Raw genomic sequence first — 15,897 nt, 5'->3', positions numbered from 1 at the left:
AAAAACCCGCAACCTAAATTAGATTGCGGGTTTTCATATATAGGTATTTGAATTTATTAACGTAATTCAGCAGGAACTGCAAAGACGGTATCTTCTTTACGACCTTCAACTTCGGTAATAACACTCGGTGCTAATGTAGCGATTGCGTTAACGACCTGTTGCACCAAAACTTCTGGCGCTGAAGCGCCTGCGGTAACAGCTACTTTTTTTACACCATCAAACCAAGCGGCTTCAACATCTGCGGCAGTGTCGACTAAATAAGACTGGGTACCGGTTTTTTCAGCAAGTTCGCGTAAACGATTTGAGTTAGAGCTGTTTTTTGAACCGACAACAATAAGCAAATCGACTTCAGCAGACATGCTACGTACCGCATCTTGTCTATTTTGTGTGGCATAGCAAATATCATCTTTACGCGGGCCTTCAATAGAAGGAAAACGCTGTTGTAAAGCCGCAATAATATCTAATGTGTCGTCCACTGAAAGCGTCGTTTGGGTGACAAAACACAAATTATCTGGGTTATTGACCTTCAGATGGTTCACATCTTCTGGTGACTCAATTAGATAAACACCGCCATTAGGGTTATCGTATTGCCCCATGGTACCTTCAACTTCAGGGTGACCTTCGTGACCAATCAAAATGCACTCAATACCTTTACGGCTTGCACGTGTCACCTGTAGATGCACTTTAGTCACCAGCGGACAAGTCGCATCAAAGACTTTTAGTCCACGCGTTTTTGCTTCTTTTCTTACTGCTTGTGACACACCATGGGCGCTAAAAATAACAATGCTATTATCTGGCACTTGATGGAGCTCATCAATAAAAAGCGCACCTCGTTGCTTTAGATTGTCAACCACATAACGATTGTGTACCACTTCATGGCGTACATAGATAGGAGGCTCAAACAGCTCTAATGCACGCTCTACAATACTGATAGCGCGATCAACCCCAGCACAAAAACCGCGTGGATTTGCGAGTAAAATGCTGAGTTCTGGCGATGTAGGATCAACTTTCAACATGTTTTACCTTTATTCCGTAATAACACTGACCACTTCAAGCTCAAATGTAATGGTGTGTCCTGCGAGCGGGTGATTTAAATCAACGGTAATAGAGTCACCGGCAGTGTCACGCACAATACCTGGGATTTCACTGCCACCGGGGCCGGCAAAACTGACAATGACGCCCGCTTCCAGTTTCATGTCTGCAGGGAAACGACTGCGATCCATATAATGAATTGCATCAGGGTTTGACACACCAAACGCATCTTGTGGTGCGAGTGTAAATTGATGCTTATCTCCTGCTTTTAAACCTTTAAGCTGAGCTTCAAATGCAGGGCTTAAACTGTTGTCGCCTATATTTAAGCGAGCAGGCTTTCCCGATGCTTTGGTGCTGTCAGCGGTAGAACCATCTTCTAGGACTATATTCATATGACACAGTAATGCATAGTCATCTTGCTTGGTTAAATCAGTCACGGCTAGATTGCTCCTCCGATGCCTTTGCATCGGGCTTAAAAGATTCCCAAATTATTAATATTGCACCAACAAATATGCCAGCGTCTGCGATATTAAAAGCAGGGTAATGACTAGTGTTCCAGTAAAAATCGATAAAATCCACGACAAAACCGTGCATTAAACGATCAACTAAGTTGCCCAAAGCACCACCGATCACTAAGGTGAACGCTAAATTACTGCGCCACATTGTGTGTGACTGTTTACGCAGCCAAATAGTCAACAAAGTACTAAAACCAACAGCTATAACGGCAAAAAACCAACGCTGCCAACCACCTGCATCATCAAGAAAACTAAAGGCGGCGCCGTAATTTCTTACGTAGGTGAAGTTAAAAAATGGCAGTAACTTTACCGAGTCATACAGTTCGAAGTTAGCGATGACCCATTGTTTAGAGAGCTGATCGGCTAAAAACACCAATGCAGCTACCCAATACCAACGCAAGCCACTGTCTTTCCAAGTTAATGGCACAGAACTCATTGTTTAATCTTCCTTTAAGCGAATTCGCGCTGCTCGCCTTCACCTTCAATATTGGTCACACAACGTTGACACAATGTTGGGTGTGCTTCGATAGTGCCAACCTCTTCACGATAGTGCCAGCAACGCTCACACTTCTCGGCGCTACTTTTGGCAACGACCAATTTAAGCGAACTTAATTCAGTTTCGATGGCATCGCTACCGGCTTGCGACATATCCGCAACAGCGGCTTTAGAGGTAATAAGAATAAAGCGTAATTCATCACCCACTTTAGCTAACTCAGCGGCTAAATCAGCATCGGCGAACAATGTCACTTCAGCTTCTAATGAACCACCAATACGTTTGTCACGACGAGCTTGTTCAAGTACTTTGTTAACTTCATTACGGACAGTTAATAGTTTATCCCAATAATCATCGCTTAAATCTGTATCTAGCGTGACCGCTTCTAAGCCTTGGTACCATTCTTGGGTAAACACATACTTTTCACGTTTACCTGGCAATAATTGCCACACTTCATCAGCGGTAAAGCTTAAAATTGGTGTCATCCAACGCACCATTGCCTCAGCAATATGGTAAAGCGCAGATTGACAGCTACGACGAGCATGCCCTTCTTGCTTAGCGGTATATTGGCGATCTTTAATGATATCAAGATAGAAACTGCCTAACTCAACTGAACAGAACTGCATTAGCTTTTGAGTCACTTGGTGGAAGTTGTATTGATCATACGCTTCAATGATTTCTTGTTGTAATGCAGCTGCACGACGAACAACCCAACGATCTAACGCGACCATATCTTCTGATGCAATCATGTCAGTTTCAGGGTTGAAGCCATTTAAGTTAGCTAACAAGAAACGCGCAGTATTACGAATACGGCGATATGCATCTGCACTACGATTTAAAATCTCGTCAGATACGGTCATTTCACCGCTGTAATCGGTCGCAGCAACCCATAAGCGTAAAATATCTGCACCAAGTTTGTTTGTTACCTGTAATGGTGCAATCACGTTACCCACAGACTTTGACATCTTGCGGCCTTTACCATCAACGGTAAAACCGTGGGTTAAGACTTGCTTGTAGGGTGCTTTACCATTCATCGCGGTAGATATCATTAGCGACGACATAAACCAACCACGGTGTTGATCGCTACCTTCAAGATATAAATCAACTTCATGCCCCTGGAACTCAGGGCGCGCAGCAACCACTGATGAGAACGTTGAACCTGAGTCGTACCATACATCTAATGTATCTGTGACTTTGCGGTATTGTTCTGCTTCATCGCCGAGTAGCTCACTTGCATCAAGGTCCCACCATGCTTGAATGCCTTGCTGCTCTATACGATGTGCAACACGCTCCATTAGAGACACGCTATCTGGATGCAGTTCTTCAGTTTCACGATGTACAAATAATGTGATAGGTACACCCCAGGTACGCTGACGTGAGATGCACCAGTCAGGGCGGTTCTCTACCATTTTTTCAATACGGCTTTGGCCCCAATCAGGGATCCACTGTGTCTTTTCAATTTCTTTCAATGCTTGCGAACGTAAACCATGGTTATCCATAGAGATAAACCATTGCGGCGTTGCACGGAAAATAATTGGCGTTTTGTGGCGCCAGCAATGTGGGTAACTATGGCGATAAGGTACATGCAGTAATAACGCGCCCTTTTCTTCAAGTAACTCAACCACACTCGCGTTGGCTTTAAATACATGCTGCCCGGCAAAGAATTCGGTATCAGGCTTGTAAACACCATTATCGCCGACTGGGTTTGCAACTTCTAAGCCGTATTTCTGGCCAACCACAAAGTCGTCTTGACCATGACCTGGTGCAGTATGAACAATACCGGTACCCGCATCTGTTGTGACATGATCACCCAAAATAGCAGGCACATCGAATGCGTAGAATGGGTGACTAAAGCGCATAAGTTCAAGCTCTGCACCTTTCACTTCACCTAAAATAGTGTGTGACTCGGCGCCATAACGCTCAAGACAAGACGCAACTAAAACCTGGGCTAAAATAAGAGTGGTAGCTTTACCTTCTTTAACAAATTCAACCAGGCTGTAATCTAATTCAGGGCTTAATGACAATGCGCGGTTAGCTGGCAGAGTCCACGGGGTGGTGGTCCAAATCGCCATTGCAACCGGCTTGGCATAATTTGCAACACCAAACTTAGCCGCTACAGCAGCGCTATCTACAGCAACAAAAGCCACATCAATGGCTGGTGATGTTTTGTCTTCGTATTCAACTTCTGCTTCAGCAAGTGCTGAACCACAGTCGGTACACCAATGCACTGGCTTAACGCCTTTATGCAAATGGCCACTGTCGATAACTTTTGCAAGCGAGCGAACTATATTGGCTTCAGTTGAAAAATCCATGGTCAAATATGGGTTTTGCCAGTCGCCTAGTACACCTAAACGAATAAAGTCGTCACGCTGACCTTCAACTTGAGTCGCTGCATATTTGCGGCATTCTTCACGAAACTCTGCTGCAGAGATTTTAATCCCAGGCTTACCTACTTTTTGCTCAACTTTGAGCTCAATCGGTAAACCGTGACAATCCCAACCAGGAATATAAGGTGCGTCAAAACCAGACATGGTTTTAGACTTAATAATAATGTCTTTCAGAATTTTGTTTACAGAGTGACCGATATGAATGCTGCCATTAGCGTATGGAGGGCCGTCATGCAAAATGAAAGGTTTACAACCAGTACGGCTATCGCGGATCTGTTGGTACAGTCCGTCTTCCGTCCAACGATTTAACATTTCTGGCTCGCGATTTGCCAAATTACCGCGCATCGGAAACTCAGTTTCCGGCAAATTCAAAGTAAATTTATAGTCGCTCATTGATCCCATACCGTTATTAAAGCTGATTAGTTTCAGCTAGCATCGTTGCTAAACAAAGCGCGTGCTTCGTTTGCATCATTTAAAATTTGTTTTTTTAGCGCATCCAATGATTCAAAAGGTTGTTCATCACGGATTTTTGCTACTAACTCCACTTCCACTCGTTTACCGTATAAATCACCGGAAAAGTCAAACAAGTGAACTTCCAATCTACAGGTTTGCCCATTTACTGTCGGCCTAAAACCCACATTGGCAACACCTTCATATACATCACTGCCATCCCAATACAAACGCACAGCAAATACACCGCGCACCGGAACCACATTTCTTTTTAACGCAATATTGGCCGTTGGAAACCCAATTGTGCGGCCCAGTTTTTGCCCGTGAGCTACACGACCGCTTAATATAAAAGGATGCCCCAGTAAGCGTCTAGCTTGCTCTAAGTGTCCAAGTGCAAGTTGCTCTCGAACAGCGGTAGAACTGACCCTTAACGATCCCACCATAAAACTTTGAGTGCTGACGACGGTAAAGCCAAACTTTTTACCCGCCTCCACCAACATATTAAAATTGCCCGTTCGACCTTTACCAAAACAAAAGTCATCACCCACAACCAGGTACTTAACACCAAGTTTTTTAACCAATAAATCTTCAATAAAGACTTCAGCAGGTTGATTGGCAAAAGCGGCAGTAAAATTGATACACAACAACTGATCGATTTTAAGTTCGTCAAGTAATCTAATTTTGTCACGTAATAAACTTAAACGAGCTGGAGCATCGGCACCACGAAATCGTTCTTGAGGTTGCGGCTCAAAAGTCATTAATGTTGCAGGCAGCTGAAAATGATGCGCTTTACTGACTAAATTGCTTATCACCTGCGCATGACCACGATGGACACCGTCAAAATTCCCGATGGTAAGAACGCAACCATGATGAGAAGGTAAAATATTGTGTATACCGCGGATTAATTCCATTGCACTCAATAACTGCCAATTGTAAATCGGCAGATTATATACCCAAACCAATGTTAGATGCGAGTTTACAACTCAGTTTATTACTGCCATTTAGGTGCATCTGCAATTGTTTAGATATCAATTAACGCCACAGAGTTAAGGTCACTGTTTAAGCGCTGCGTTTAATCTTCCAAGGACGAACGCCAAGCACCAATAAACTCAACAGGTAAACAAGGGCTCCGCCAACAATAAGTTCAATTAACATCGTCATACGTTCAAACGTCTGCCACTCAAGCCATTCACTGATTTGCGGCATGAAATAGAGAATGGCGCCAGCCATTAATGCTGTTGAAATTGTCACTTTTGCTGTAAAGAACAATGTTTGTCGGGTCATTTTATATACCCCAGCACGGTGTAAGCCGCGATAAAGTAACCCAGCATTTAATAATGCAGACATAGATGTCGCGATAGCTAGGCCAACATATCCAAATGGGATAGCAAAAATCAGGTTAAACACCATGTTACTTACCATAGCAATAATGCCGTATTTAACCGGTGTTTTGGTGTCTTGACGTGAGTAATAGCCTGGCGCTAAAACCTTAATCATCATAAAGCTGAGCAAGCCACAGCCATAAGCGACTAAACTGTATGACGCCATTTCAACATCGTTAATCGTAAATGCGCCGCGCATAAACAGCACCATTAACATGGGTTTGGCTAAAATAATTAACCCCAACATTGCAGGAACGCCTAGTAGCATGATGGCTTTAACGCCCCAGTCCATTGTTTGATTAAAACCGCTTCCCTCTGCATTCACATGCTTTTGTGATAACGCAGGCAGAATGACAGTCGCAATGGCAATACCAAATAGCCCCAGCGGAAACTCTAGTAACCGGTCTGCGTAATACAACCAACTAATTGAACCTGTCATTAAAAAACTGGCGATAAACGTATCGAACAATAAATTAATCTGCGAAACCGACACACCAAATAGCGCAGGGATCATTAGGGTTCTGATTTTTACTACACCAGGATGATGCCAGCCCCAGGAAGGTTTAACTAAGGCTTTCTCTCGGATCAAGAAAGGGATTTGGAACAAAAACTGTATTAAGCCACCGGCAAACACGCCCCACGCTAAACCTATTTCTGGGTTTTCAAGCGTATGTGCGTACCACATCGCTACCGCAATAATCGCCACATTTAAGAAAACGGGAGTAAAGGCCGACACGGCAAAGCGGCCTCGGGTATTTAAGATAGAGCCGGCCAAGGCGGTAAAGGTAATAAACCACAGGTAAGGAAAGGTAATTTTTAGCATTAATGATGCTAACTCAAACTTTTCGGCATTGGGGCCGTCGTTTAACCAGTCTAAAAACCAGCCACCACCAAACAACGCTGCCAAGACAGGAGAGCAAATAACACCAAACAAAGTCACAACCGTAACCAACACGCCTAGTGTTCCGGCAACTTTACCGATTAACTCGCGCGTATCTTCTGGTGTCATCTTTTCTTGATATTCAGTTAATACGGGGACAAAAGCTTGAGCAAATGCTCCTTCGGCAAATAAGCGTCTTAAAAAGTTAGGGATTTTATTGGCAAAGAAAAATACATCTGCACTGCTGCCTGCGCCCATTAAATTAGCAATCACCACGTCGCGAACTAAACCTAATACTCGCGAAATCAGCGTCATAACACTCACAATAAGACCTGACTTAAATAATTTTTTGCTCAAACAGCCCCCAGACTTACGGTCACTTCTAACAAAATTAATGGGATTTATAACAAATATTCTATTCTAGCTCTGTCACACAGACACAAGAGCTGGTAGAATTGCGCCACATATTACACGAGTTGGGTTGAAGATAGGCATGCTAGGTTGGATTAATTTATCTTTATGATGAATATTCAGTCGTAGTCGTTGACAAGACGACAAAAAGCAGGCATATTCCTCGGCCTTTAAAAGTATCAAATCCAGTTTTTAGGAGTTGCACCTTGGCTAATAGCAAGTCTGCAAAGAAGCGCGCGCTTCAGTCTGAAAAGCGTCGTCAGCATAACGCTAGCCGTCGCTCAATGTTACGTACATACGTTAAAAAAGTTATCGCTGCTATCAAGAGCGGTGACCATAAAGCGGCTACAGAAGCATTCGCTACTGCACAACCAATTGTTGACCGTATGGCGACTAAAGGCCTTATTCACAAGAATAAAGCTGCTCGTCAAAAGGCACGCTTAAACGCAAGAATCAAAGCACTAGTTGCTTAATTCTTACGATTTAAGATTTTAAAAAACCGGCTTAGGCCGGTTTTTTTATGTCTTAAATTCAGCAAATCCTAATTCTAAGACAACATGACAACGCCAAAACTTTACCTGCAAAGCCATCCTCATCCAGCAAGACTTTCACGATATGTAATACCAAATTATTAATTAACCTGCCTGAACGAATAAAGGCAGGCCACAGTGCTGATAATGAGTTTGGTATTTGAAAAAATAGACGATATTTAAGTAGGTTTGCAGGCTCTCAATTGATACTCACGATGAGCTCAATTTATTGTGCAGTAAAACCAATTGAAGTTATCACATTTACAGACAAGAAAACGCGAAACGTCTTAATGAACTGTTCATTAAGACGTTCGTGAGATGATATTAATGGCAATACATATTATTTAGCACTTGGATCAGCTCTTTTACCTCATCACTCTTTAATGAATAAAAAACAGTCTGTGCTTCTTTCCTAGTACACACTAAATTATCTTTTCGAAGCCATGCTAAATGTTGAGATAATGCCGATTGGCTTAACCCCAACTTTTTATTCATTTCTCCGACACACATTTCACCCTCATTAAGAAGGTGGCACAAAATAAACAATCTACGTTCATTTGCTAATGCTTTTAGCAACACTACTGCATGATCTGCTTGATGCTGCATTTTTTCTATATTCATCACGAGTATGTTCTCCTAAATCTAACCCCGCACTAATATAGCGTTCCCTTACAAATAGAGTCGGGACATAAAGCACACTTTTTGGTAGATTGTTGTAAAAAGTGAGACTTAGCTAAAATAATCAAAGGAAACTCATGAAACACTTTCAAACGGCCAGCCTAGTCGGCGCCATTTTTGTCGCCCTTGTTGGTTGTCAAACCGTGTCACCAATTAAAACAACTTCTCCAAAATTGGTCATTAATGATTCAGATGATGCCCAAATAAGCCAATTATTAGCTAAGCAGGCGTTATCATCTCGATTAAGTTATGACATCGTAGAATCACTCACCGTTGAAGTCGGGCCGCGATTAGCTGGCACAGATAAAGATATCGTTGCTGTCGATTGGGCCATGGAAAAGCTTTGGTTAATGGGCTTTGACAAAGTTTATAAAGAGTCGGTACAAGTTCCGGCTTGGTCACGTGGTTCAGCCCATGCCAGTATCGTGTCACCTTATGAGCAACCGTTAGTGGTTACAGCGCTTGGCGGCAGCGTTGCTACGCCTGTTAATGGTATTCAAGCCTCTATCGTACGCTTTGAAAGCCTAGAAGAACTGCAAAATGCCTCTCCTGGTCGTATAGAAGGTAAAATTGTCTTTATCGATCATAAAACAGAACGTCATATTTCTGGTAAAGGTTACGGTGAAAGTGTTGGCGGACGCTCGCGTGGCGCGGTAGCTGCGGCTGAAAAAGGCGCGGTTGCCATTGTGATCCGCTCGATTGGAACGGACCATGACAGAATGGCTCACACAGGCATGATGCGTTATGAAGAAGGGATCCCGAAAATTCCAGCTGCAGCGATGTCTAACCCTGATGCTGATTTAATTAATGCCATGCTAAAGCGTGACCCTAATATTGTGTTGTCATTGAATATGACTTCTGAAAACCAGGGCATTGCGACATCGTATAATGTTATAGCCGAAGTAACCGGTAGCAGTAAACCAGATGAGATAGTACTCATTGGTGCACATTTAGATTCATGGGACGAAGGCACAGGAGCTATTGACGATGGAGCAGGTGTCGCTATTGTCACGACAGCAGCTAAACTGATTTTAGACTTACCACAAAAACCTGCTCGCACAATTAGAGTGGTGTTATTTGCTGCTGAAGAAGTCGGTATTGTGGGTGCTAAAGCATATGCTGAGCAACATGCTGATGAGTTAGATAAGCATTATATAGCTGCTGAGTCTGATTTTGGCGCAGGTCCTGTGTATAAAATCGATTTTAACGTGAACCCAGATACATTCGAGCAAGTGAAACAAGAGCACTCGGCAATGACTTTGTTTGGCGTGCAGTTAGGAAATAATGAAGCTTCTGGTGGGCCTGATGTGTCAATTATGCCAGCACTCGGTGTACCTGTAGCATCACTCAATCAAGATGGTACCGACTATTTTGATTATCATCACACACCGAATGATACCCTAGATAAAATTGATCCGAAAAAGCTCGCGCAAAGTGCAGCGGCTTATGCTCAGTTTGCTTATATGATGGCACAGTCTGAAATTGATTTAAGACCGATTAAGCAAAAAGAAACTCAGCATTAAACCCATAATGAGTTAACCACACCAACGAAAAAAGCCCTTAGTTAGCGTTTAACTAAGGGCTTTTTGTTGTCTATTTGCGCTGAGTGAACATAGATTACAAGGTAGAAAGCTCTGCTTATTTTTGTTCATCGCGTAAAAAGACTGGTTCTGTCGGTGTAGATTGCTCTTCGCTGTAATAGTAGCCTTCAAGATCAAACTGAATTAGCTGTTCGGTACTCTTAGGTTGAGTATCAACTATATAGCGAGCCATCAAGCCCCGTGCTTTCTTAGCGTAAAAACTAATCACCTTAAACTGACCATTCTTACAGTCTTTAAACACTGGCGTAATGAGCTTTCCTGCAAGCTGTTTAATCTTGACCGACTTAAAATATTCGTTCGATGCTAAGTTAACAATAATATCATCGCCCTGTTCTTTTAATGCTTTATTCACTTCCTCGGTAATGGTCTCCCCCCAAAAGGCATAAAGATTACTGCCTTGAGGATTAACCAATTTGGTACCCATTTCTAAACGATACGGCTGAATTAAATCAAGCGGTTTGAGCAAGCCATACAAACCAGACAAAATGCGCAAATGCTTTTGGCTAGCCTCAATTTGCGCTTTAGATAAGTTATCAGCATCAAAGCCTGTGTAAACATCACCTCTAAATGCAAAGATAGCTTGTTTGGCATTTTTGAGGGTAAATGGAGGCTGCCAGTCGGCAAAGCGTGCCGCATTTAATCCAGCAATGTTGTCACTCACTTTCATCAAGCTAGCAATGTCCATTGGCGTTAACTCGCGACACACGTCGATTAACTCCTGGCTTTGCTTCAGTAATGGTGCTTGAGTAAACGTATTGGTGATTGGAGGATTGTCGAAATCCAATGTTTTAGCAGGTGATATTAAAACCAGCATAAGTGCACTCCAAATAAAATCATGGCTTTATGATACTGAACTGACATAAAAAAACCATGCCGAAATAGCATGGTTTTTTCGATTACCTTAACCTACAAATATTATTTGTTGACGGGTTCGGTAGAGTTAGGCCAAATCTTTTCTTCTAACTGATCGGCTAACTCAGGGAATTTACTGGTATCAAACTTAGGGTCAATGCCTGCATCGATTTGCTCACGATAATCATTAATCACTCTAACCGCTAAACCAGATAACAAGACTAATGCCACCAAGTTAACAATCGCCATTAAGCCCATTGATACATCGGCTAAATCCCACACTAAACTAATTTTTGCTAGTGAGCCAAACATCACCATACCGAGTACTACTAAACGAAATGCTGGTAAGGCTTTTTTACTGTTGCCAGACAAAAACATCACATTGGTTTCAGCGTATGAATAGTTGGCAATAATCGATGTGAAACAAAATAATAAAATCGCAAACGCAATAAATGCCCCGCCCCAATCACCAACATGGCTTGTTAATGCACTAATGGTTTTAGCAATACCGTCAGAACCGGCCGCCGCATCACCAGAGAGTAAAATAATGGCCGCAGTTGCAGTACAAATCACAATAGTGTCGACAAACACTCCCATCATTTGTACAAAGCCTTGTGACGCAGGGTGATTAGGATTAGGCGACGCACTGGCTGCAACATTCGCCGCGCTCCCCATACCAGCTTCGTTTGAGAACAGACCACGGGCAATACCGGCTTGCATTGCTTGTGCAACACTATATGCAATACCACCCGCTGCAGCTTCTTGCCAACCAAATGCACTGTTGATAACCAACATAAACACATCTGGCAGTTTTTCAATATTCATCGCAACAACGACAAAAGCGATAGCAATATACGCAATGGCCATCACAGGTACGATTAACTCAGAGGCTTTAGCGACTTTCTTTAACCCACCAACAATCACAAATGCACTGCATATCACAATGCCGATACCAACATAGATTGGCTCGAACCCAAATACTTGAGTCATTGCACCGGTAATTGTATTAGCTTGGACTGCATTAAAGACTAAACCAAAAGCTAAGATTAAGAAGAATGAGAACAACACCCCCATCCAACGTTGACCTAAGCCTTTTTCCATATAATAAGCAGGACCGCCGCGATATTGGCCATCACCGTCTTTCACTTTATAAACTTGGGCTAAGGTCGATTCAATCATTGCGGTAGCCATACCTAGTACCGCAATGGCCCACATCCAAAATACTGCACCAGGGCCTGCAGTTCCTATCGCAACAGCAACACCAGCCATATTTCCAGCGCCAACACGGGCTGCCATACTGGTACAAAAAACTTGAAATGATGATAAGCCATGTTTACCAGGGCGACGGCTTATCGCGAGCACTTTAATACCATGAACAAAATGAGTGAGCTGAATAAAGCCAAGACGAATGGTGAAAAATAGACCCGCGCCTACCAGGCCATAAACTAACAACTTGCCCCAAAGCAAACTGTTCATGAAATTAACAATCGTTTCTAACATTGCCATATTATTTTATCTTCCCCGTTATAAGGTTATTTTTATATCAGGCATTACCCGATTTTAATTGCATCAAAACAGACTAAGCACGTCACTGTGCAAACTGTTTTGCGTAAAACATTTTACCGTTCAAAAATATCAACGATAACTAATCAACCTGAGATCGGGATAATAAACACCTTTCAAACAGTCCTTTGCCCTGCTAACTGCGTTGAATCGACTTGCAATTGGCTAGCTATTGACGCGTCTTTCGCCTTGTTAGCAGAACAAATGACAAGCTTGAAAGTGAGAAGGGGTACATGTTGATTTTAAATAGCATAAGTTTATCCCTTGTCCCGAACTCAGGTTAATCATTATAAAAGCTAAAGTATGCATATTCATAGGGATTGTTTTGTGAGGTCCTTGAATGCTAAAAGCATGTTACCTAGCAGATATTTTACTGAAGTAAATGACACGTTCAGATAACACAAATAAAACAAAAAACCGCAAGTGACCTCAATCACACTTTATCACTTTTGTTATTAATGCTCTATTCATAAAACTCCGATAAATCGTTACTAAATTTCAAGTAGTTAGCGCGATAACGGTTAAAAGTGCGATCTAACATCAAATTCATTACTCAAAAGTTAGATAAAGGCCACATTATTGTAACTAAATTACGAATACAGTGTTCACCAAGAAAGTTAATTAAATATTTTCACTTTTAACCGAGGTCACTATGGCTAACTCAAATGAGATCACCGCGCTAAAGAAATATGTAAGAGCAACCAACTTCCTTGCTACTTCACAAATTTATCTAAAGCAAAACGTTCTATTTAAACGTCCTTTACAGCATACAGATATCAAACCACGTCTTCTTGGCCACTGGGGTACTTGCCCAGGTATTAACTTCGTTTATGCCAACGTTAACCGTCTAATTGTTAAACATAAGCGTGAATTTATTTACCTTGTCGGTCCTGGCCATGGTTTCCCTGCGGTACAAGCAAACTTATTTGTTGAAGGTTCACTAAGCCATTTTTACCCTGATACCATTCCCTTTACTGAAACGGGTATCGAAGATATCTGCAAAAAATTCTCTGCAGCATATGGTTACCCTTCACATGCAAACCCAGAAGCGCCAGGACAAATTTTAGAAGGTGGTGAGTTAGGTTATTCACTTTCTGTTGCTTGGGGTTCGGTACTTGATAATCCAAACCTTATTGCAGCCTGTTTAATTGGCGACGGTGAAGCTGAAACAGGTCCTTTAGCCGCGTCTTGGTACGCTAACCGCCTAGTTTCTCCTGCTAACAACGGTGCAGTACTGCCAATTGTACATATCAATGGCTATAAGATTTCAGGCCCAACACGTATGGGTCGTATGAGCCATGAAGAGTTAGATCTCGAGTTCCGCGGCCTGGGTTACCACCCAATTATTGTTGATGACCAACTAGACACTGATATTTTTGAACAGATGACAGCAGCAATGGACTTATCATATGACATGATTAATGACATTCAACGTCGTGCACGTTCAGGTGAAGATGTTGTCAAACCTCGTTGGCCTGTAATTTTAATGCGCACAGCAAAAGGTTGGACAGGCACATCTGAATACGACGGTAAAAAATTAGAAGGTAACTGCGAATCACACCAAGTGATTGTCAACAACTGCGCTAAAGATAAAGGCCACCTTGCAGCACTTGACGCATGGTTAGCCAGCTACAAGTTTGATGAGTTAGTACAAACGACTGAAACAGGTGAATTAGTCTTTGATAAAGACATCATGTCTTTAATGCCACCAAAAGATCTGTGCTGCGGTCGTCAACGTCTAAGTTACGGCGGTGAAGTAGTACGTGCACTGGCAAACCCTGATTTAACGAAATTAGGTTACGGTGCTGAAACCCCACGTGGTCAGCGCGGTTTCTCAATGTTGAAAATGGGTCAATGGATGCGTGATGCATTCAAATTAAACCGTGATCAACGTAACTTGCGTATTTTCAGCCCAGATGAAACCTATTCAAACCAGTTACAAGCAGTATTTGAAGAAACAGATCGCGCTTGGCAGTGGCCAATTGAAAGTTGGGATGAAGACATGTCTCGTGACGGTCGTGTCATTGAGTTGCTATCTGAAAACTTACTTTTTGGTATGCTACACGGATACACAGTAACAGGCCGTCACGGTATGTTCCCAACTTATGAGGCGTTCTCTCAAGTTGTATCTTCAATGGCTGACCAATACTGTAAGTATGTGCATGCTAGCCAAGGCATTCACTTCCGTAAGCCTATTCCTGCATGTAACGTAGTGTTGTCATCGCTTCTAGAGCGCCAAGATCACAATGGTTATTCTCACCAGAATCCATCGTTCCTTGGAGCCATGCTAGAAAAACACCCAGACATTATCTCTGCTTATTTACCTGCAGATGCCAACAGCACCCTGGTTTATACCGAACGCGCTTATGCAGACAGAGACAAACTAAACATTATTGTTGCGGGTAAAAAATCGCTACCACAGTGGTTATCATTAGATGAAGCTCGTAAACAAGCTAAAGATGGCATCATGGTGTGGGATTTTGCCTCAGACGAAAACCCAGATGTAGTATTAGCCGGCTGTGGTGATTATGCTACACAAGAATGTATGGCTTCATTGGTACTCATTCGTGAAATATTACCAAGAGTGCGCATTCGCTTTGTCAGTGTATCTGAACTGCACAGCAGTGGCTTAGGTAGCCTTAAATTCCAAAGCAAGCCCTGGATGATGGACGAAGTCTTCACTCAAGATAAAGGTGTGGTATTTAACTATCACGGTTACCCAAATACCATCAAAAAATTGGTGTTTGATTATAAAGGCAACCGTCGCTTCCGTATTAAAGGTTACGAAGAAGAAGGTTCAACCACTACACCATTCGATATGGGCGTACGTAACGGAACATCTCGCTACCACCTTGTTATCGATATGGCGTATAAGTTGTTCCAACAAGGCGTAATTGATGAAACTCAACATGTTGCAATTACCACAGACATGTTACAACGCTTAGTTGATCACAAAAACTACATCAAAGCCAATGGTGTGGATCCAGAAGAAATTGAAAACTGGGTATGGACACGTTAATTTGAGTCTTTATTGCTAATAAAAATACGCCTTAATGGCGTATTTTTTTTTACAAATACCAAAGATACCGATAAATTAAGGTGTCTTTGAGTAACTTATTAAAA

Annotated in this window: 12 protein-coding genes; 3 read left to right on the top strand and 9 right to left on the bottom strand. The window is 42.4% G+C overall.

The window, feature by feature from the left end; genetic code table 11:
* Positions 1-56: 56 nt before the first annotated feature.
* From ispH to murJ, 6 genes are all read right to left on the bottom strand, one after another.
* On the bottom strand, positions 57-1,016 hold the full coding sequence (gene ispH / locus GQA99_RS06550; protein WP_160053090.1) for a 4-hydroxy-3-methylbut-2-enyl diphosphate reductase: 960 nt from the start codon (positions 1,014-1,016) through the stop codon (positions 57-59).
* A 9-nt stretch (positions 1,017-1,025) separates the two neighbouring features.
* The gene (fkpB, locus tag GQA99_RS06545; protein WP_160053089.1) at positions 1,026-1,499 is read right to left on the bottom strand and encodes an FKBP-type peptidyl-prolyl cis-trans isomerase; all 474 of its coding nucleotides are present in this window, start codon (positions 1,497-1,499) and stop codon (positions 1,026-1,028) included.
* On the bottom strand, positions 1,462-1,974 hold the full coding sequence (lspA, locus tag GQA99_RS06540; RefSeq protein WP_160053137.1) for a signal peptidase II: 513 nt from the start codon (positions 1,972-1,974) through the stop codon (positions 1,462-1,464). The genes fkpB and lspA overlap by 38 nt, the downstream gene beginning before the upstream one ends.
* Positions 1,975-1,997: 23 nt before the next feature.
* Entirely contained in the window at positions 1,998-4,820 is a 2,823-nt protein-coding gene (ileS, locus tag GQA99_RS06535; RefSeq protein WP_160053088.1) for an isoleucine--tRNA ligase, read from the bottom strand.
* A 32-nt stretch (positions 4,821-4,852) separates the two neighbouring features.
* On the bottom strand, positions 4,853-5,788 hold the full coding sequence (ribF, locus tag GQA99_RS06530) for a bifunctional riboflavin kinase/FAD synthetase (RefSeq protein ID WP_160053087.1): 936 nt from the start codon (positions 5,786-5,788) through the stop codon (positions 4,853-4,855).
* A 148-nt stretch (positions 5,789-5,936) separates the two neighbouring features.
* On the bottom strand, positions 5,937-7,496 hold the full coding sequence (gene murJ, locus GQA99_RS06525) for a murein biosynthesis integral membrane protein MurJ (protein ID WP_160053086.1): 1,560 nt from the start codon (positions 7,494-7,496) through the stop codon (positions 5,937-5,939).
* A 260-nt stretch (positions 7,497-7,756) separates the two neighbouring features.
* On the opposite strand from murJ, the gene rpsT reads away from it, so the two are divergent.
* Positions 7,757-8,023 (top strand): 30S ribosomal protein S20, encoded by a 267-nt coding sequence (gene rpsT / locus GQA99_RS06520; RefSeq protein WP_160053085.1) that lies wholly within the window; start codon positions 7,757-7,759, stop codon positions 8,021-8,023.
* A gap of 381 nt (positions 8,024-8,404) precedes the next feature.
* Here rpsT and GQA99_RS06515 read toward each other — a convergent pair whose 3' ends face one another.
* A complete protein-coding gene (locus GQA99_RS06515; RefSeq protein ID WP_160053136.1) occupies positions 8,405-8,701 on the bottom strand; it encodes an ArsR/SmtB family transcription factor in 297 nt (98 codons plus the stop codon).
* Between the two features lie 134 nt (positions 8,702-8,835).
* Between GQA99_RS06515 and GQA99_RS06510 the strand changes: the two genes are divergently transcribed.
* Positions 8,836-10,281 carry a M20/M25/M40 family metallo-hydrolase gene (locus GQA99_RS06510; RefSeq protein ID WP_160053084.1) on the top strand — a complete coding sequence of 482 codons (1,446 nt, stop codon included), beginning with the start codon at positions 8,836-8,838 and terminating at the stop codon, positions 10,279-10,281.
* A gap of 115 nt (positions 10,282-10,396) precedes the next feature.
* Here GQA99_RS06510 and yaaA read toward each other — a convergent pair whose 3' ends face one another.
* Complete coding sequence (yaaA, locus tag GQA99_RS06505) at positions 10,397-11,173, bottom strand: peroxide stress protein YaaA (RefSeq protein WP_160053083.1); 777 nt, start codon at positions 11,171-11,173, stop codon at positions 10,397-10,399.
* Between the two features lie 101 nt (positions 11,174-11,274).
* A complete protein-coding gene (locus tag GQA99_RS06500; RefSeq protein ID WP_160053135.1) occupies positions 11,275-12,711 on the bottom strand; it encodes an alanine/glycine:cation symporter family protein in 1,437 nt (478 codons plus the stop codon).
* A 715-nt stretch (positions 12,712-13,426) separates the two neighbouring features.
* Between GQA99_RS06500 and GQA99_RS06495 the strand changes: the two genes are divergently transcribed.
* Entirely contained in the window at positions 13,427-15,793 is a 2,367-nt protein-coding gene (locus GQA99_RS06495; RefSeq protein WP_160053082.1) for a phosphoketolase family protein, read from the top strand.
* Positions 15,794-15,897 lie beyond the last annotated feature (104 nt).

This window comes from Shewanella litoralis (assembly GCF_009828585.1).
Taxonomy (GTDB): Bacteria; Pseudomonadota; Gammaproteobacteria; order Enterobacterales; family Shewanellaceae; genus Shewanella; species Shewanella litoralis.
Note: the sequence above shows the minus strand (reverse complement) of the source record. Positions and strands in the feature narration are given on the sequence as shown.